Origin of the sequence: Paraburkholderia guartelaensis (assembly GCF_004353905.1) — a bacterium.
GTDB lineage: Bacteria > Pseudomonadota > Gammaproteobacteria > Burkholderiales > Burkholderiaceae > Paraburkholderia > Paraburkholderia guartelaensis.
In genome coordinates this window covers 149,024-166,524 of the sequence record NZ_SMOD01000002.1, presented here as the reverse complement: position 1 = coordinate 166,524, position 17,501 = coordinate 149,024, and the positions used below count along the sequence as shown (strand labels likewise).

Here is a 17,501-nt window from a genome sequence, read left to right as displayed (position 1 = left end):
ACCTTGCGCGTGCTCAGACATCTCTATGCCCAGGTCCTGATCGGACTTGCGGCCGGTATTCTCGTTGGCTATTTCTGGCCGCACTTCGGCGTTGAAATGAAACCGTTGGGCGACACGTTCATTCGCCTGATCAAGATGCTCATCACGCTGGTGATTTTCTGCACCGTGTCGCTTGGTATCGCACGGATGGAAAATCTCAAACATGTCGGGCGAGTGGGCGTCAAGACGATCGTGTACTTCGAAGCCGTGACAACGCTCGCGCTGGTGATCGGTCTCGTGGTGGCGAACGTGCTGCATCCGGGTGAAGGACTCAACATCGATCCGGCTACGCTCGACCCACAGGCCGTGAGCCACTACGTCAGCGAAGCGCATGCGGCGGCGTCGCAAAGCATCCTCGAAGAGATCGTGCCGAACTCGGTAGTCGGTGCGTTCGCGCACGGCAACCTGTTGCAGGTGCTGCTGTTCTCGGTGCTGTTCGGCGTCGCATTGTCGATCATGTCGCGCAACAGCCGGTTCCTGTCGCGCGTGATCGAGCAGAGCGGCGAGGCGCTCATGCGTATCGTCGAGATGATCATGCGGCTTGCGCCGCTCGGTGCGTTCGGCGCCATGGCGTTCACGGTGGGCAAGTATGGCATCGGGACGCTCCAGCAGCTCGGTCTGCTGATCGTCTGTTTCTATCTCACCAGCATTCTGTTCATCGTCCTGGTGCTCGGCACGATCTGCCGTTGGGCCGGCGTCGGCTTGTGGCCGCTGCTCAACTATCTGCGCGAGGAATTGCTCATCGTGCTCGGCACGTCGACCACGGAATCGGTCCTGCCGCGCCTGATGGACAAACTCGAGCGCCTCGGCTGCCCGAAGCCCGTCGTCGGTCTCGTGCTGCCGACAGGCTATTCGTTCAATCTCGACGGCGCGGCCATCTATCTCACGATGACGTCGCTCTTCATCGCACAGGCCACCAACACGCATCTGTCACTACTGCAGCAGCTCGGCCTGCTCGCCATCCTGCTGCTGACGTCGAAGGGCGGCGCGGGCGTTGCGGGCGCGGCGCTGGTGGCGCTCACGGCCACGCTCTCCACCCACAACATCATTCCTGTTGCCGGCATCACGCTGATCATCGGCATTGACCGCGTGCTCAACGAGATTCGCGCGATCGTCAACATGATCGGCAACGCGGTGGCGACGATCGTGGTCGCGCGCTGGGAGGGGGTGTTCGACGCCGAAGCGGCGCGCAAGGTGCTGGCCGCACCACGCGCCGTTCATGGTGTGAGTGATACGGAATCCAAACCAGTTGAGAGCGTCAACGAAAGAAAGCCGCCCGCTTACGCACAGGAACGCTCAAATTGAAAACAGATCGCAAGAAAATCGTCATCAGCGAGTTCATGGATGCGTCTGCGGTAGATTCGCTTCGCAGTCGTTTCGACGTCCACGCAGAAGCGTCGCTCGTCGACGAACCCGACCGATTGCGCAGCCTGCTGGCGGACGCCGATGCGCTGATCGTGCGCAACCGGACACAGGTCACCGCCGCGCTGCTGGACGACGCGCCGCGCTTGTCGGTGGTCGGGCGGCTCGGCGTCGGGCTCGACAATATCGCGCTCGGCGCATGCAGGGAACGCGGCGTGCAGGTGTTCCCTGCGACGGGTGCCAACGCGGCGGCCGTAGCCGAGTATGTGATCGCCACGTCGCTGATGCTGCTGCGCGGCGCGTACCTGTCGAGCGCGGCCGTCGCACAGGGACAGTGGCCGCGCACCGCGCTCTCGAACGGACGCGAAGCGGCGGGCGGCACGATGGCCGTGATCGGTTTTGGCGGCATCGGGCGCCTCGTCGCGCAACTGGCGCGCGGCATCGGCATGCAGGTCGTGGGCTTCGATCCGCAGATTCCCGCGGATGCGGCCTGCTGGCAGGAGTCGGGCGCCCGGGGCATGTCGTTCGACGACGCGCTGCGCGCCGCCGATGTCGTGACCGTCCACGTGCCGCTCGTCGAGAGCACGCATAATCTGCTCGGCCCGGCGCAACTGAAGCTGCTCAAACAACACGCAGTCCTGATCAATACGTCGCGCGGCGGCGTGATCGACGAAAGCGCACTGGCCGAAGCACTGACGCAAGGCCGCCTTGGCGGCGCCGCGCTCGACGTGTTCGCCGACGAACCGCTCAAGGCAGGTTCGCCGCTTGCGGGCGTGCCCAACCTGATCCTCACGCCGCATATCGCGGGTTTGACTGTGCAGTCGAACGAGCGTGTCAGCACGCTGGTCGCATCGCGCGTGACGGATGCGTTGCTCGCGGGCGAGCATGACTCAACGAAAACGAAGGAACTCTGATATGACGCGGATCTCGTCCGGTGATCTTCACGACCTTGCCACGCGCACGATGCTTGCCGCGGGCGCCACGCCGCGCACTGCGCAGGCCACCGCGCGTGCGCTCGTCTATGCCGACGACCGTGGTTTGTCTTCGCACGGCGTCGCCCGTTTGCCGATGTATGTCGCGCAGTTGCGCAACGGCCGCGTCGATGCGAAAGCAAGCCCGTCAGTCGTCGAATCGCGCAATGCAGCGGTGTTGATCGATGCCGCAGACGGCATGGCGTTTCCGGCTTGCGAACTGGCCGTCGAAACGCTCGTGAGCCGTGCGCGGGAACACGGCAGCGCGGTCGTGAGCGTGAAGCGCAGCCATCACCTCGGCGCGGGTGCCTGGCATCTGGAGCCGGTCGGCGCGGCCGGCATGGTGGGGCTCGCGTTCAGCAACACGCCCGCTGCGATGCCGGCGTGGGGAGGGCGGCATGCCGTGTTCGGCACCAATCCCGTGGCGGCCGTGTTTCCGCGCCGCGACGGCGCGCCGTTGATGATCGATCTGTCGCTGTCCAATGTCGCGCGCGGCAAGATCATGGTGGCCGCCCGCGAAGGCAAGCCGATTCCCGAGGGCTGGGCGACCTCGCGCGACGGCCGGCCGACGACCGATGCGAAGGCCGCGCTGGAAGGCATGATGCTTCCGTTCGGCGGGACGAAAGGGGCGATGCTCGCGCTCATGGTCGAATTGCTTGCGGCCGCGCTGGCCGGGGCGAACTTCGGCTACGAGGCGGGCTCGTTCTTGACCGAAGACGGCGAGAAGTCGCGCGTGGGCCATCTGTTCTGGGCGATCGATCCGGGTGCGCTGGCGGGCAATGCCGCCTATCTTTCGCGCGTCGAGGCGTTGATCGAAGTGATGCTGCAGGACGCGGATGTACGGTTGCCGGGGCAACGGCGGGCCGATCTTGCCGATATCGCAGCGCGCGACGGCATCGATATTCCCGACGCGCTGCTCAATCAGTTGCGAGCGTTGGCGGCGTGAGAGCGTGCAGCGATCGTTGTTTAGGTCATGACGCCGTGAAGTAACTCTTGATCGCGTCGGTGAATGCGGTACGGCTGTGCCTCGCGCGTTCGAGCAAGCCAACGTGGCGCCGCACGTCGACGCCATCGAGCGACATGACGCGGATCGCGCGATCGTTGTCGAAATCGACGTTGGCGAGTTTGGGAACGATCGAAATACCGAAGCCCTGACGCACCAGTGCGACGATCGCTTCGACGGAGTTCAGTTCCATCGCCTCGTTGACTTCGACCTTGCATTGGTCGAGCACATTCTGCACGAGGTGTCCGGTCCATGTGCTGCGGTCGAAGCGCATGAACGGCGCGATGCGGAGGATCTCATCCTGCTGCTGCGGCAAGTCGAAGTGCGGGGCAGTCGGCATGATGAGAATCATCGGTTCCGAATACAGAGGTGTCCAAAGGAGTGTGGATGCGAGCGGATGCGGAGATTGCGTGACGACGGCCGCATCGAGTTCACCGACTTCGACCTGATGCGCGAAATCGCTGGACATGCCTGCGAGCAGATGCACATCGAGGCGAGGGTGGTGTTGACGTATCGACCATAAGGCATCCGCGAACGCACCCATCAGCGCGGAGACGAGTGCGCCGATCACGACCGTTCCCGACATTTCGTCGCCGCTGGCGGCGACTTCGAGAAGCTCGTAGCGGCGAACGATTTCTTCGATCTCCGGAATGAGTGCGCGGCCAACGGGATTCAGCACGGCAGCGCGGGCGTTGCGGTCAAAAAGCTGAACATTGAGGTCGCTTTCGAGCGCGCGAATCTGCAGGCCGATGGCGGCAGCGGTGAGGCCAACCTTGTTGCCGGCGGCGGCAAAGGTGCCACATCGTGCGACGGAGAGAAATATTTTGAGGGTGCGAATGGATGGCATTGCTCGCGTTTCGCGGAGAAGACATGCTCGCTTCGATCCCCGAAATTTTACGCAACCTAAAGTATTTCCTGGTCTCAGGAAAACCATTACTGCGTTTATCTTTAGCAAGCCGCAGGCGACAATGGACGCAGCATCGCGGCCAAAATTTCTGGAGCGGTGCAGCTCGCACATCGCCCGCATACCCCCACAACGCTGAAAGTCGCTCCGGGACCCTTCATCAATGACAGCCTGGTTGAATGCGCAAATTGTCGCCGGCGCCATCGGAATCGGTGTCAGTTCGATCGCAGTGGCCGGCGGTGTCGTGGCGGTGGCGTATCTGGTGTACGGGCTCACGGGTTTTGGCTCCTCGATTGTTGCCATCCCGTTGCTCACACAACTGGTTCCCCTGCGCACCGCGACGCCCGTGATGCTCGTGCTGGATCTACTCGCCGGGATGCTCGTAGGCATGCGCAATCTTCAGTCTGTTCAGACAGCGGAACTCAAAAGGCTCGGGCCGTGGCTGTGCATCGGGCTTCTGCTGGGCGTGAGCGTACTGGTTTCCGTGCCGGAAAAGCCGCTCGAACTCATTCTTGGCGTGTGTCTGTTGACTTACTCGCTCTGGAAGGTCACGTCGCGCGGCGAATTTCGCGAGATTGGCGGACGCTGGGCCCTGCCGCTGGGCTTCTTTGGCGGATGCCTGACGGCCGTATTCGGTACCGGCGGCCCGGTGTACACGATTTATCTGGCCGGCCGTCTGCGCGACCCCGACCAGCGGCGCGCCACGATCAGCACGCTCACTACGGCCACGGCGGTCGCCCGGCTCGTTCTCTTCTCCGTTTCCGGACTCTATCGAAACCCGGCTGTCCTCCCGCTCGCCAGCTTTCTGTTGCCTTGTGGCGCGGTGGGATTGTTCGCGGGCGCGAGGCTGCGCAGCGCCATTTCGGCGTCCCGCGTTCTCACGCTTCTCTGGATTGTTCTTATCGTCGCGGCTGTCAATTTAATCATTCGTTCCGTACCGGTTTTGTTCGGCTAGGCCGCTTGCTTGCCAATGCCGACCCATACATCCGATTCAACTTGAAGAAGGAGTAGACGATGATTCACGCGGTATTGCATGAGCGCGAAGACACGGTTGGAGTTGCCGTGGTCGAGGGCATCAAGGCGGGCCTGGCGTTGAACGCCTGGATCATGGATGACGACAAGGTCGTCGCGATCGTCGCGCAGCAGGACATTCCGATCGGTCACAAGGTGGCGCTCAAGGACATGGCCGTGGGCGACACCGTCTACAAGTACGGCGTCGATATCGGCAAGGTCGTGGCGCCCATCAAGGCGGGCGAGCACGCACACGTCCACAACATCAAGACGAAGCGCTGGTAAAGCGGCAATCAAAATTGAATGCATGAGACGGCCTGGAAATATTCGCCCGGCAGAGGCGATCTCCAGCTCGTTGCCACAACTGGTCAGAGTGCTGGGTCTGCGCGGCCCGGCATCTTTCTCGCCAACGTTGCGTGCACGCGGCGTGAGGCGAGATCAAGGAGACACCATGTTGCGTCGTTTTTGCAGGCACATTTATGTCCAGGTGCTGATCGCGATCCTGATCGGGGTCGCCGTCGGACATTTCTTCCCAACGTTTGCCCAGTCCCTGAAGCCGTTATCCGATGCGTTCATCCGGCTGATCAAGATGATTACGCCGCCGTTGATCTTCACCACGATCGTATGCGGCGCCTCGCAGATCGGCGAAATGCGCACGCTCGGCCGGATCGCGGGCAAGACCATTATTTACTTCGAGGTGGTGACCACGCTGGCTTTGCTGATCGGTATGTTGATGGTGAACCTGATCGGGCCCGGTGTCGGCATGAATATCCAGCCCGGCGCAGCCGATGTGCATGTGCTGGCGCAATATCAAACGGAAGTGCATCACGGCGGCGGCCTCACGGGGTTTTTCCTCAACATCATCCCGTCGAGTTTCCTGAGTCCGTTCGCTTCGGGCGACATGCTTCAGATCGTTGTGATTGCCTGCTTGTTCGCGGTGGGCTTGTCGTACATAGGAGACAAAGGCAAGCCGGTCCTGACTTTTTTTGACGCCGTGTCCGAGGTGCTCTTCAAGATCGTCGGCTTCATCATGAAGCTCGCACCGCTCGGCGCGTTGGGGGCGATGGGCTTTGCTGTCGGGAAATACGGACTGTCGGCGTTGAATTCGCTCGGCATGCTGCTCATCACGATCTATGTGGCGACGATCTTTTTCCTCGTGGTCGTGCTGGGCACCATCTGCCGGATGAGCGGTTTCAGCCTGCTGCGACTGGTCAATTATTTGAAGGGCGAGATTCTGCTCGTGCTTGCCACGACGTCGTCCGAATCGGTGTTCCCGCAGTTGATCCGCAAGCTCGAAGGCATGGGGTGCCCGAAACAGGTTGTCGGTATCGTGATGCCGATGGGCTACTCGTTCAATCTCGACGGGACCTGCGTGGCTCAGGTGATTTGCGCGATGTTCATCGCCCAGGCCTATAACGTGCCGCTGTCGTGGGGCGATCAGATCGGGCTGATGGTCCTTTCGATGATCAGTTCGAAGGGCGCAGCCGGTGTATCGGGCGCAGGGTTCGTCACGCTGCTCGCCACGCTCACGGCATTCAAGCAGATTCCCATTGAAGGCGCGGCCCTCATTCTCGGCGTGGACCGATTCATTTCCGAAGTGCGCGCCGTCACCAACATGATCGGCAACGCGGTCGCCACGCTCGTGGTTTCCGGACTCGAAAAGGAGCGCGACAACGCTCAAATGGCCACCGTGCTGAAGCTTCGGCGCGTCCGCGGCGAGGCATAGGAATCCTTTAGCTGAACGCCAGAATTATTCGATTTTTCTTGATGAAGAATTGCTGAACAATCGATGTACGAATTCCGTTCAATCGTACTGCGTCAGCAGCCATTCGAGAGGCATCGTGAATACCGACAAACTTCGAGTCAGAGTCTGGAGAAGTGCTACCGGGGAGCACGTCACTTACGACGTACCGCGTTACGAAAGTCAAACGGTACTGGACGTCGTGACGTTCATTCAGCGGCAACTGCAGCCCGATCTTGCATACCGGTTTGCGTGCCGCGTGGGCATGTGTGGGTCCTGCGCGATGAACGTCAACGGCAAGGCGCGCTGGACGTGCCGCACGCACGTGTCGAAAGTCGCGGTGAACGACGAACTGGAGATTGCGCCGTTATCGAATCTGCCTGTCATCAAGGACCTCGTGACCGACATGAGCGACTTCTTCGACAAGTGGAGCCGGGCAAAAGGGCAGTTTTCGGGAAGCCGCTCGCGTCACGACGATTTCGCCAAGGTGAGTCCCGAGAGCGCGCAACGAAAGGCGGCGGACGCCGGGATCGAATGTATCGGTTGCGGCGTGTGCTATTCGTCCTGCGACGTCGTGACGTGGCGTCCCGATTATCTGGGGCCCGCCGCGCTGAACCGTGCGTGGACGCTCGTCAACGACGAACGCGACACGCAAACACTCGAACGTCTGCGCGCGGTGGCTGGCGACGCGGGCTGCCACTCGTGTCACACCCAGGCCACGTGCACGGAGCGCTGTCCCAAGCATCTCTCGCCAACTGCCGGCATTGCCGGCCTCAAGCGGATGACGATGAAGGCCGCGCGCGAAGGAGACCTGTAATGCAAGGCTTATCTCCTCGCACCCAGGCTCGTCTTTGGTACTGGCAGCGCATGAGTGCGACTGTGCTCGCGCTCTGCGTGTTCGTTCATCTCGGCGTCATCATCTACGCCGTCCATAGCGGCTTGAGTGCATCGGCCATTCTCGGCCGCACGCGCGGAAATCTGCTGTTTGGCGCCTTCTATACGGTATTCGTGATCGCGTGTGCGATCCATGTGCCTATCGGCTTGCTCAGAGTGGCAGAGGAGTGGCTGCACTGGCGCGGAAAGCCTGCCCAGGTCGCCTGTTTCGCATTTTCCGCCGGCCTCGCGCTGATGGGTTTGCGCGCCGTTTATGGAGTCGTATCGTGATGCGAAAGAACGACTATCGCGCCCGCACGCATCCTGCCTGGTGGGCCTTCCTGGTGCATCGTATTTCCGGTCTGGCGCTGGCTCTGTTCCTGCCGGTTCACTTCTGGGCACTCGGCCACGCCATTACGGGCGAGGCTTCTCTCGACAGCTTTCTTCGTTTGACTGACCAGCCACTGTTCAAGTTTGGCGAATGGGGGCTCGTGGTTCTGCTCTCGCTTCACATGATGGGGGGGATCCGCCTCTTGCTGATCGAGTTTCTGCCATGGACCGGCTTGAGAAAGAACTGGCTCGCCTTTGGTTTGGGCGCAAGTACCTGTACGGGCCTGGCTTACCTGCTCGCGCTCATCCATTAGCCACATGTAACTGCAAACCGCGCCGCAGCCCCACAACTTTTTTACCAATCCGGAAGAGACGGCCATGAAACTCGATCTCGACGTCGTCGAGGAAGCCTCGAAGGAACTGTATATCCGCGCCCTCAAGTTGCTCCCGCCCGACGTGAAAGATGGCATTGCAAGACTTTCCGCTAGCGAAACGTCGCCGGTCGCGCAGCGGGTGCTCGAAACGATGCGGACCAATATTCGTGTCGCCGAGGATACGGAGAACCTGCTTTGTCAGGACACCGGCATCCCCATTTACAACGTCGCGCTCGGCCGCAATGTCGAGTTCGACGGCTTCGAACTGAAGGCGGCCATTCGCAAAGGGTGCGAGCGCGCTACGAGGGAGCACCCGCTGCGCTCGTCGGTCGTGCATCCGCTCACGCGCAAGAACAATCACACGTCGTGCGGCATCGAGGTTCCCGTCATTCATGTCGATTTCACGGACGAGAACGAGACCGCAACCATCGAGATGGTGCCGAAAGGCAGCGGCTCGGAGAACAACTCTTTCCTGAAGATGGCCGTGCCTGCTGAAGGGATCGATGCGATCAAGACGTTTGTCGTCGACTGTGTGATCTCGGCAGGCGGCAAGACGTGTCCGCCGACGATCGTGGGCGTGGGTCTCGGCGGCACGTCCGATCTGTCCATTGCGCTAGCCAAGCGTGCCGCGACGCGCGCGCTGGGCACCACGTGCGCCGACCCCGAGGGCGCCGCGCTCGAACGCGAACTGACGCAGGCGGTGAACCGTCTCGGTGTGGGGCCGCAGGGCCTGGGGGGCGATAGCACGGCGTTTGCGGTGCATATCGAACTGGCGTCGACGCACATCACGATGAATCCCATTGCGGTCAACATGCAATGTCATTCGGCGCGGCGTGCGAAGGCGATGCTTACCACAAGCGGTCTCACTTACGGGTTCTGACATGGCTCACTACGACCTCCATACGCCTGTCGACGAGTCGCAGATCCGCAAGCTGCGCGTGAACGATACGGTGACACTGCATCACACATTGTTCGGCATCCGCGATGCCACGCAGATCCATCTGTTCGACAAGGGGCGTACGACGGAATTCGACCTTCGCGGGCACGCCGTCATTCACACCGCGCCCAACGTGCGCAAGGTCGCGCCAAGCAGCGAATTCCCGGCGGGCTATCAACCGGTCTGCATCGGCACGACCACGTCGGACCGCATGGAGCGCTTCACGCGCCCGCTGATGGAGCAGTACGGCGTGCGCATGATCGTTGGAAAAGGCGGCTTGCGCGAAGGATCGAAGTCGGCGTTCGAGGATCTTGGCGGCGTCTACCTGGCCATTATCGGCGGCACGGCGGCGCTCGAAACGACATGGATCGAGAAGATCGAAGCTGTCGATCTCGATGACCTCAACCCGGAGTCGCTCTGGAAATTCAGGATCAAGGGCTTCGGGCCGCTGCTGGTGGCCATGGACAGCCACGGCGGCAGCCTGTACGACGAAGTCAAGAGCGACACCGCCTCGCGACGGGCCGAAGTTCTTGAAAGCTTGGGAGTACCGACAAAATGAATATCGAGCGCGTCAAGACGGATATCCTGATTCTCGGCTCGGGCGGCGCCGGTCTCTTTGCCGCGCTGCACGCGCACAAGCAGGCGCCGGACCTCTCGATTACGGTTGCCGTGAAGGGGCTGCTCGGGAAATGCGGCTGCACGCGTATGGTGCAGGGCGGCTATAACGTCGCGCTGGCGCCTGGCGATTCGGTCGAGCGTCACTTCATGGACACGATCGAAGGAAGCAAATGGTTGTCCAACCAGGACCTCGCCTGGGCGTTGGTGAGCACCGCAGTCGAGCGCGTGCGCGAACTCGAAAACGAGCTTGGTTGTTTTTTCGACCGTAACCCGGATGGCTCGATTCACCAGAAAGCGTTCGCGGGTCAGACGTTCGACAGAACGGTCCACAAGGGCGACCTGACCGGCATCGAGATCATCAACCGCCTGGCCGAGCAGGTGTGGAGCCGCGGCATTCATCGCCTCGAGGAGCACCGGGCCATCGAGTTGATCAAGACGCCCGACGGCAAGCATGTCGCGGGCGTGTTGATGATCGACATGCGCACGGGCAGGTTCGTATTCGTGCAGGCGAGGGCGGTGCTGCTCGCAACGGGCGGCGGCCCGACGATGTACAAGTTCCATACGCCGTCGGGGGACAAGAGCTGCGACGGTCTCGCGATGGCGCTGCGCGCGGGCCTCACGCTGCGCGATATGGAAATGGTGCAGTTCCATCCTACGGGTCTGCTTGCCGGCAGTCACACGCGGATGACCGGAACCGTGCTCGAAGAAGGACTCCGCGGTGCAGGCGGCCACTTGTTGAACGGCTCGAAAGAGCGGTTCATGGATCACTACGACAAGCGCGGCGAACGTGCCACGCGCGACATCGTTTCGCGCGGCATCTATTCGGAAATGCGTGCGGGGCGCACGTCGCCCAATGGCGGCGTGTACATCCAGATGAGCCACCTCGGCCCGGACAAAGTGCGCAAGCAGTTCAAGGGCATGGTGGAACGTTGCGCGGACTGCGGGTTCGATCTCGCGGGCGGGCTCGTCGAAGTGGTGCCGACCGCGCATTACATGATGGGCGGCGTGACGTTCGATACCGACTGCAGCACCGAGCTGAGTGGCCTCTTCGCCGCGGGAGAGGACACGGGTGGCGTGCACGGAGCGAACCGCCTGGGTGGCAACGGTGTGGCGAATTCCACGGTGTTCGGCGGCATTGCAGGCGACAACATGGCGAAGTGGGTCAAGGCGCAAGGCGAGTATCGCGAACCCGATGCGCTTGCCATCGAAGGCGCCATCAAGGAGGCCGAAGTTCCCTTCTCCAAGAATGGAAAAGGCCTCGAGAGCATTCGGGAAGCGCTCTACGACTGCATGTGGACGCATGTCGGCATCATTCGCGATCGCGACGGGCTCCTGCGGGCACGCAAGGTCCTGGGCGAACTGCATGAACGGTTGATGCTCACCGGCGTTGTGGATGGCGATCGCGCATTCAACGCGCAGTGGCACGACTGGCTGAACCTGAAGAATCTGATTTCGGTTAGCCGAATCATCACCGAGGCAGCCATATCCCGCGAGAATTCGCGGGGCGCGCATTTCCGTGAAGACTATCCGGAGGCCGGCAATCTGGAGATGTCCGCTTACACGACGATTCGCAAACGTGGAGGAGAGGTCGAGATCAAACAGGAGCCAGTGACATTTAGCCGGGTAAGGCCGGGAGAAACGATTCTTTGCGAGCAGATGGCGCAATAAGGGGTGCCGCGTGGCAAGCGCATTTCCGGAAACTGCTTCGCTGCGAGCCTTGAATCGAGCCACGGCCGATCCACACTATTTCAAACGGAGACAACGCAATGCCCCCCAATATCGTTCGCACGCTTCGGCGCGGGCTCGTGCTCGCTGCCGCATTTACCGCTGTCCTGCAAGCGCAGTCGGCCGCTCATGCAGAAGACGCGTGGCCGTCCCAGCCGATCCGCATCATCGTTCCCTTCTCTGCCGGCGGTTCGACCGATGTGCTGGCCCGTACGATCGGCCAGGGATTGGGGACGCTATGGAAGCAGTCCGTGGTGATCGACAATCGCCCCGGCGCGGGCGGCATGATCGCCGCCGAAGTCGAAGCGAAGTCCGCGCCTGACGGCTACACATTGATGCTGGCGTCGGGGAGCATGTTCACCGTCAATCAGTACATCTACAAAAAGCTGCCTTACACGGCCAAGGACTTCAGCTATATCACGACGGTGGCGAGCAATCCGATGGTCGTTGCCGTTGCGCCCTCGCTGCCCATTTCGAATGTCAAAGAGCTGATCGCGTACGGGAAAACACAACATCCCAAGCTGAACTTCGGTTCGGCTGGTATCGGCAGTCAGGTGCACATGGCCGACGAAGCGTTTTCGGGCGCGGCGGGCATTCCGATGGTTCACGTGCCCTATAAGGGCGAAGTGCTCGCGCTGAACGATCTGATGGCGGACCGCGTGCAGGTCGTGTTGCCCAATATCGCCGCGGCCATGCCCTTCATGAAGGGCAAGACGATCAAGGTGCTCGCCGTGACCGGCGAACACCGTTCAGCCGCGTGGCCCGATATTCCGACCGTGAGCGAAGCCGGATTGCCCGGATTCAATGTGACAGGCTGGTTCGCACTCGTGGCGCCCGCCGGCACGCCTGCGAACGTCATCAACAAAATTCAGCAGGATACGGTGAAGGTGCTCGCACAGCCCGACACGCGCCAGCACCTGGCCGTGCTCGGTATGGACCCGGTTGGCGACACACCTGCTCAACTTCAGGCCAGGATCGCCACGGAATCGGCGAAATGGCAAAAGGTCGTCAGCACGAGCCATATCACCGCGAACTGAAGTCGATCGTTGATTCTCGTTGCTGTTAAGCCCGCCGGATGCGATATCCTGGCGGGCTTTTCATTTCGTCGGCTGATTCTCGGCCCCGTATCGCAAGCACGGCGGCCGTGCCGAGGTCAGGACTGAATCGGACGGCGATTGACGGCCGCTTTCAGATCGCTGATGTCGTCGTGCAACTCGAGCATCCACCGCGCGGCAGCGGCGATCTGGCGTTGAATGCGTTGGAAGGTATCGGGGGAAGTGCGAACGGGCGAGGAGGGCGTATTCACGTTCAACCGGGTTTTCAGTTAGGTAGTAACCCGTATTGTACTAGCGTTGGCGCGAGCAGGTGATCGCACACGACAGATGCTATGGCCTGCTTACAACAGAATCTCGAGTGGTTTTACGCTGACTGAATTGACGAGGCCGCCCGGGCAGCTCGCAGCCGGGCGGCCTATATTCCGCCCCGATTAATCGCTGCTTGCCCGAGGCATTTCGGCGCGTGCGCCACCCCGGCGCACACGTTCCGTCTTGTTCGCGCGGCGGCGGTTTCGTTGTGCCGACAACGTGACCATCACGACGAGCAACAGCGATGCGGCGAGGAATCCGCAGCTGATGGGCCGCTCGATGAAAATCGACATATTGCCGTGCGAAATGAGCAGCGCGCGGCGAAAGTTCTCCTCGATCATCGGTCCGAGGACGAAGCCAAGCAGGATAGGCGCGACTGAAAAGCCAAGGTAGTTGAATACGGTACCGATCAGGCCGAACGCCAGAACTTGCCAAACCTCGAACAGGCTGTTCTGGGTGCTGAACACGCCAACGGCAATAAAGAACATCGCAGATGGAAAGAGATACCGATAAGGCAATCTGAGCAATTTGACCCACACGCCGATCATCGGCACATTGAGCAAAACGAGAAGAATATTGCCGATCCAGAAGCTCGCAATGAGTCCCCAGAAGATATCGGGGTGCTCGGAGATCAACTGGGGGCCAGGTGTGATGCCCTGAATAATGAGCGCGCCGAGAATCAGCGCCATCACCGGATCGCCGGGTATGCCGAGGCTCATCGTCGGAATGAAATCGACCTGCGTTTTCGAGTGCGAAGACGCTTCGGGCGCCGCGACACCGGCAATCACTCCTGTGCCGAACGCCTGAGGATTCTTCGAGAGCTTGCGCTCGAGCGCATAGGCCACGAACGTCGTGATCGTCGGGCCGGTTCCCGGCATGGCGCCGAACAGCGCGCCCACGGCCGTTCCTCGTGTCATTGGCCAGAAGGTGGCCTTGAGTTCATCACGCGTGGGGCGCATGTCCTTGAAACGCACGCTGAGCGACTTGCTCGACACCTGCATTCTGTTGACGTTGCAGAGGAAATCGGCCACGCCAAAGAGCCCCATGGCGATCGCAACCAGTTCGAGCCCGTCGTTCATGTCGGTCAGGCCAAATGTGAAGCGGAACGTGCCCGTATTGACGTCGGTGCCGGCCATGCCGCAAAGCAGGCCGAAGAGCGTCATGGCGATGCCTTTGAGCGCCGACCCTCTCGACATCGTCGAGCCGGCGAGCAGACCCAGTAGCATGACGGAGAAGATCTCCGAGGGGCCGAACTTGAATGCCATTGCCGTGAGCAATGGAGAAGCGAAAATCATCAGGATGATGCCGGTCGATGCCGCGAAGAACGAACTCAGCATCGTGATGCCGAGCGCCGCGCCGCCTCTGCCGGCCTTTGCCATGGGATACCCGTCGAGGCAGGTGATCGCATGCGGAGGGTGAGAAGGCAGATTGAGCAGAATGGCGCCGATCGCGCCACCGTATTGGGAGCCGTAGAAAATACCGGCGAGCATCAGGATCGCCGGTACAGGGTGCATGACATAGGTGAGCGGCAACAGGATGGAGATCGCCGAGAGCGCGCCCATGCCCGGCAACACGCCCACCATGTTGCCCACGAGGACGCCAAAGAACGACCACATCAGGTTGGTGCCTTGAAGCGCAACCGAGAAGCCGTAAAAGAGGTCGTGCAAGGATTGTTCGATCATGTTGCTCACTATCCCCAGGCAAATGGCGCCAGCTGAAGTTTTAGCGCCCATGAGAAGACAACGAGGGCGATCGCGCACATGACGATCGACAACGCGGCTGCGCGAAACAGGGTATTGGTTCGGTCTCCGAGCGCGGAGATGAAGACGATCGCGAACGTGGCGGGAATCAGACCGCCGTATTTGCCGAGCAGGATGAAGGCGAGTGTGCCCGCGATAATGCAAACGGCGCCACGCAGGTCGGGCAGCCGCGAATGCGCGTCCGTTGTGTTCGAAGCGGGTTTGGGCAGATCCTTCGCCGAGAGCGCAACCAGAATGCCGACGATAGCCAGAAGCGTGCCCACGGCTACGGGAAAGAAACCGGCACCCATGCTCGTCAGCGATCCCACGTCATAGGACATGCCGGCGTACGCGGCGCTCGCGCCGATCACGACCATCAGTGCGCCGGCGTAGTAATCCTTGCTGAAAGAAAGTCTGAGGTTCAACGCATACCTCCGCCGCCTGAGCGATTGACATCCGCAGCGCAGCCCGGCGCATGAAGTCTGGAGAGCGAGGTCCGGCAACGTTGCCCGGCCCGTGTGTGGCCGGGCGAAAGGTAGCACTACGAATCGAAGTTTGCTGTGCCACCGGCGCGCGCACGCGGCCCGCCGTGAGCGTCGCCTGTCTGACACAGTCATACAACTCATATGTATGAGTCGCAATGTAATGTGTTAGCCTTCGGATTGCCATCAGGGAAAACATGGGTGTCGGCGCAACGTGCGCGAGACGAAGCAATGCTTTCGGTGACTTCAAGAATTACTGACTTTTCGCTCTGGTACATGACGCGAATAATTCACTCGACACCCATTTAATGCGTGAATCAATCCGTCTTGAACAGGAGATATCGCAATGTCGATTGCATGCCGCGGCGCTGACGCGCTGGTAAAGGCGTTGTCCAAAGCAGGGGTGAAGCATGTCTTCACCTTGTCGGGGAACCACATCATGCCGGTGTTCGACGCTTGCATCGGCGCGGGTATCGAGTTGTTCCACACGCGCCACGAGGCCGCGGCCGTGCACATGGCGGACGCCTATGCCCGCTTGACCGGCAAGGTCGGCGTGGCATTGGTGACGGGCGGTCCCGGTCACGCCAACGCGGTTTCGGCGCTCTATACGGCGCAGATGGCGGAATCGCCCGTTCTGCTGCTCTCCGGGCATGCACCGCACGACCAGTTGGGCATGGGCGCATTTCAGGAGATGCGCCAGGCGGACGTCGCGGCGCCGCTCGTGAAGATGGCCGCCACCGCGCAGCATCCCGACACCCTGGTCGATGAGTTGGCCCACGCGATACGCACTGCGCAGTCGGGGCGGCCCGGCCCCGTTCACCTGAGCCTTCCGGTGGACGTATTGGAGGGCGCAGCGCACGTGCCCGGTGAAATGAATGCCGAAAGCTTTTTGCCGGCGAGGCAGATGCTTGACGATGCAACGGCGAGGCGCCTCGTTTCGAGTCTCGCCGATGCGTCGCGCCCGCTGATCCTCGTGGGGCCGGCGTGCATGACCCGCGCGGGCCGTGAGCGCACGGACACGCTTGCGGCGGCGCTCGGTGTCCCGGTCATCGGCATGGAGAGCCCGCGAGGCATCAACGATCCGGCTCTGGGGGCGTTCGCCGAAGTTCTGGCGCAGGCTGACCGCGTCATGCTGATAGGCAAGCGGATGGATTTCACGCTGGCGTTCGGGAAATCGCCCGCGTTCGCGCCGGGTAGCATGTTTCTCCAGATCGACCCGGAACCGCAAGAGATTGCACGCACGCGTCGCGCGCTGGGTGAGCGCTTGATCGGCACGGCAGTGGCGGATAGCTTCCCCGCGCTCGAGATGCTGGCTACGGCTTCCCGCAATGCTCACAAGTGCGACGAACGTTGGACGCGCGACGTGCAGGGCGCAATGGCATGGCGGCCCGAGCAATGGCGCACGGCGTCATCGTCGCTCGAAAAGCGTGTTCATCCTGTTCAGGCGCTCACGCCGTTCCAGGCATTGCTCGACAGCCATCCCGATGCGGTTTTCGTCTCCGATGGCGGCGAATTCGGGCAGTGGGCGCAAGCCTGCCTGCGTGCGCCCAATCGCGTGATCAACGGCGTCGCCGGGGCGATCGGCGCCGCGCTTCCGTTCGCGCTGGCCGCGCGCGTTGCTTACCCTGATGCGCCCATCGTCTCCGTCATGGGGGATGGCACGTTCGGCTTTCATGCGGCAGAAATGGATACCGCCGTGCGCTACGGATTGCCCTTCGTGGCCGTGGTCGGCAATGACGCGCGCTGGAACGCCGAGTATCAGATCCAGTTGCGCAGTTATGGCCCCGAGCGGCTGATTGGCTGCGAACTGCTGCCCGCACGCTACGATCGCGTGACCGAAGCTTTCGGCGGAGCGGGCGCGCTCGTCGAACATGTGGACGACATGAAAGACGCGATCGACCGGGCGCAGGCTGCGCAGAACGCGAAGCTGCCTGCGTGCGTGAACATCATGATCGAAGGTGTTGCTGCGCCGTCGTTCAAACGCCGCGCGCCAGAAGCTGCATCGTCCGGGCGCTGAGTCGGGATGTT

The 17,501-nt window shown here is 61.6% G+C and carries 18 protein-coding genes; 14 read left to right on the top strand and 4 right to left on the bottom strand.

The window, feature by feature from the left end:
- Window positions 1-3: 3 nt before the first annotated feature.
- The 3 genes from dctA (E1N52_RS02975) to E1N52_RS02965 are packed head-to-tail and all read left to right on the top strand — an operon-like array spanning window position 4 to window position 3,318.
- On the top strand, window positions 4-1,344 hold the full coding sequence (gene dctA, locus E1N52_RS02975; protein ID WP_133180043.1) for a C4-dicarboxylate transporter DctA: 1,341 nt from the start codon (window positions 4-6) through the stop codon (window positions 1,342-1,344).
- Window positions 1,341-2,315, top strand: coding sequence for a hydroxyacid dehydrogenase (locus tag E1N52_RS02970; RefSeq protein ID WP_281282594.1), 975 nt, complete (start codon window positions 1,341-1,343; stop codon window positions 2,313-2,315). The genes dctA (E1N52_RS02975) and E1N52_RS02970 overlap by 4 nt, the downstream gene beginning before the upstream one ends.
- Before the next feature lies 1 nt (window position 2,316).
- Window positions 2,317-3,318, top strand: a complete 1,002-nt coding sequence (locus E1N52_RS02965; protein ID WP_133180041.1) for an Ldh family oxidoreductase — start codon at window positions 2,317-2,319, stop codon at window positions 3,316-3,318.
- A 25-nt stretch (window positions 3,319-3,343) separates the two neighbouring features.
- On the opposite strand, the gene E1N52_RS02960 is transcribed toward E1N52_RS02965, so the two are convergent.
- Window positions 3,344-4,555 (bottom strand): LysR family transcriptional regulator, encoded by a 1,212-nt coding sequence (locus E1N52_RS02960; protein WP_246088934.1) that lies wholly within the window; start codon window positions 4,553-4,555, stop codon window positions 3,344-3,346.
- Here E1N52_RS02960 and E1N52_RS02955 point away from each other — a divergent pair.
- The 10 genes from E1N52_RS02955 (at window position 4,542) to E1N52_RS02910 (ending at window position 12,925) form a co-directional block, all read left to right on the top strand.
- Window positions 4,542-5,234 carry a sulfite exporter TauE/SafE family protein gene (locus tag E1N52_RS02955; RefSeq protein ID WP_165979323.1) on the top strand — a complete coding sequence of 231 codons (693 nt, stop codon included), beginning with the start codon at window positions 4,542-4,544 and terminating at the stop codon, window positions 5,232-5,234. The two genes, E1N52_RS02960 and E1N52_RS02955, sit on opposite strands and share 14 nt — an antisense overlap.
- Before the next feature lie 59 nt (window positions 5,235-5,293).
- Window positions 5,294-5,575 (top strand): UxaA family hydrolase, encoded by a 282-nt coding sequence (locus tag E1N52_RS02950; RefSeq protein ID WP_133180037.1) that lies wholly within the window; start codon window positions 5,294-5,296, stop codon window positions 5,573-5,575.
- A 166-nt stretch (window positions 5,576-5,741) separates the two neighbouring features.
- On the top strand, window positions 5,742-7,016 hold the full coding sequence (gene dctA / locus E1N52_RS02945; protein ID WP_133180035.1) for a C4-dicarboxylate transporter DctA: 1,275 nt from the start codon (window positions 5,742-5,744) through the stop codon (window positions 7,014-7,016).
- Window positions 7,017-7,131: 115 nt separating this feature from the next.
- The gene (locus tag E1N52_RS02940) at window positions 7,132-7,848 is read left to right on the top strand and encodes a succinate dehydrogenase/fumarate reductase iron-sulfur subunit (RefSeq protein WP_133180033.1); all 717 of its coding nucleotides are present in this window, start codon (window positions 7,132-7,134) and stop codon (window positions 7,846-7,848) included.
- The gene (locus tag E1N52_RS02935) at window positions 7,848-8,195 is read left to right on the top strand and encodes a succinate dehydrogenase/fumarate reductase transmembrane subunit (protein ID WP_133180031.1); all 348 of its coding nucleotides are present in this window, start codon (window positions 7,848-7,850) and stop codon (window positions 8,193-8,195) included. The genes E1N52_RS02940 and E1N52_RS02935 overlap by 1 nt, the downstream gene beginning before the upstream one ends.
- On the top strand, window positions 8,195-8,548 hold the full coding sequence (gene sdhC / locus E1N52_RS02930; RefSeq protein WP_133180533.1) for a succinate dehydrogenase, cytochrome b556 subunit: 354 nt from the start codon (window positions 8,195-8,197) through the stop codon (window positions 8,546-8,548). The genes E1N52_RS02935 and sdhC overlap by 1 nt, the downstream gene beginning before the upstream one ends.
- Window positions 8,549-8,612: 64 nt before the next feature.
- A complete protein-coding gene (locus tag E1N52_RS02925) occupies window positions 8,613-9,488 on the top strand; it encodes a fumarate hydratase (protein ID WP_133180029.1) in 876 nt (291 codons plus the stop codon).
- 1 nt (window position 9,489) lies between these two features.
- Complete coding sequence (locus tag E1N52_RS02920; protein ID WP_133180027.1) at window positions 9,490-10,104, top strand: fumarate hydratase C-terminal domain-containing protein; 615 nt, start codon at window positions 9,490-9,492, stop codon at window positions 10,102-10,104.
- Window positions 10,101-11,831, top strand: a complete 1,731-nt coding sequence (locus E1N52_RS02915; RefSeq protein ID WP_133180025.1) for an L-aspartate oxidase — start codon at window positions 10,101-10,103, stop codon at window positions 11,829-11,831. Before E1N52_RS02920 ends, E1N52_RS02915 begins: the two co-directional genes overlap by 4 nt.
- A gap of 98 nt (window positions 11,832-11,929) precedes the next feature.
- The gene (locus E1N52_RS02910) at window positions 11,930-12,925 is read left to right on the top strand and encodes a Bug family tripartite tricarboxylate transporter substrate binding protein (protein WP_133180023.1); all 996 of its coding nucleotides are present in this window, start codon (window positions 11,930-11,932) and stop codon (window positions 12,923-12,925) included.
- A 116-nt stretch (window positions 12,926-13,041) separates the two neighbouring features.
- Here E1N52_RS02910 and E1N52_RS43970 read toward each other — a convergent pair whose 3' ends face one another.
- From E1N52_RS43970 to E1N52_RS02900, 3 genes are all read right to left on the bottom strand, one after another.
- Window positions 13,042-13,200, bottom strand: a complete 159-nt coding sequence (locus E1N52_RS43970) for a hypothetical protein (RefSeq protein WP_165979322.1) — start codon at window positions 13,198-13,200, stop codon at window positions 13,042-13,044.
- A 174-nt stretch (window positions 13,201-13,374) separates the two neighbouring features.
- Window positions 13,375-14,934 carry a tripartite tricarboxylate transporter permease gene (locus tag E1N52_RS02905; protein ID WP_133180022.1) on the bottom strand — a complete coding sequence of 520 codons (1,560 nt, stop codon included), beginning with the start codon at window positions 14,932-14,934 and terminating at the stop codon, window positions 13,375-13,377.
- A gap of 8 nt (window positions 14,935-14,942) precedes the next feature.
- Complete coding sequence (locus tag E1N52_RS02900; protein ID WP_133180531.1) at window positions 14,943-15,368, bottom strand: tripartite tricarboxylate transporter TctB family protein; 426 nt, start codon at window positions 15,366-15,368, stop codon at window positions 14,943-14,945.
- Window positions 15,369-15,819: 451 nt separating this feature from the next.
- Between E1N52_RS02900 and E1N52_RS02895 the strand changes: the two genes are divergently transcribed.
- Complete coding sequence (locus E1N52_RS02895; RefSeq protein ID WP_133180020.1) at window positions 15,820-17,490, top strand: thiamine pyrophosphate-binding protein; 1,671 nt, start codon at window positions 15,820-15,822, stop codon at window positions 17,488-17,490.
- Window positions 17,491-17,501 lie beyond the last annotated feature (11 nt).

Bases quoted from the DNA above. Each gene is read 5' to 3' on its own strand.
- E1N52_RS02905 (WP_133180022.1), bottom strand. From the start codon at position 14,934: ATGATCGAACAATCCTTGCACGACCTCTTTTACGGCTTCTCGGTTGCG.
- E1N52_RS02950 (WP_133180037.1), top strand. From the start codon at position 5,294: ATGATTCACGCGGTATTGCATGAGCGCGAAGACACGGTTGGAGTTGCC.
- E1N52_RS02920 (WP_133180027.1), top strand. From the start codon at position 9,490: ATGGCTCACTACGACCTCCATACGCCTGTCGACGAGTCGCAGATCCGC.
- E1N52_RS02935 (WP_133180031.1), top strand. From the start codon at position 7,848: ATGCAAGGCTTATCTCCTCGCACCCAGGCTCGTCTTTGGTACTGGCAG.
- dctA (WP_133180035.1), top strand. From the start codon at position 5,742: ATGTTGCGTCGTTTTTGCAGGCACATTTATGTCCAGGTGCTGATCGCG.
- E1N52_RS02965 (WP_133180041.1), top strand. From the start codon at position 2,317: ATGACGCGGATCTCGTCCGGTGATCTTCACGACCTTGCCACGCGCACG.
- E1N52_RS02895 (WP_133180020.1), top strand. From the start codon at position 15,820: ATGTCGATTGCATGCCGCGGCGCTGACGCGCTGGTAAAGGCGTTGTCC.
- E1N52_RS02925 (WP_133180029.1), top strand. From the start codon at position 8,613: ATGAAACTCGATCTCGACGTCGTCGAGGAAGCCTCGAAGGAACTGTAT.
- E1N52_RS02910 (WP_133180023.1), top strand. From the start codon at position 11,930: ATGCCCCCCAATATCGTTCGCACGCTTCGGCGCGGGCTCGTGCTCGCT.
- E1N52_RS02900 (WP_133180531.1), bottom strand. From the start codon at position 15,368: ATGGTCGTGATCGGCGCGAGCGCCGCGTACGCCGGCATGTCCTATGAC.
- sdhC (WP_133180533.1), top strand. From the start codon at position 8,195: ATGCGAAAGAACGACTATCGCGCCCGCACGCATCCTGCCTGGTGGGCC.
- E1N52_RS02915 (WP_133180025.1), top strand. From the start codon at position 10,101: ATGAATATCGAGCGCGTCAAGACGGATATCCTGATTCTCGGCTCGGGC.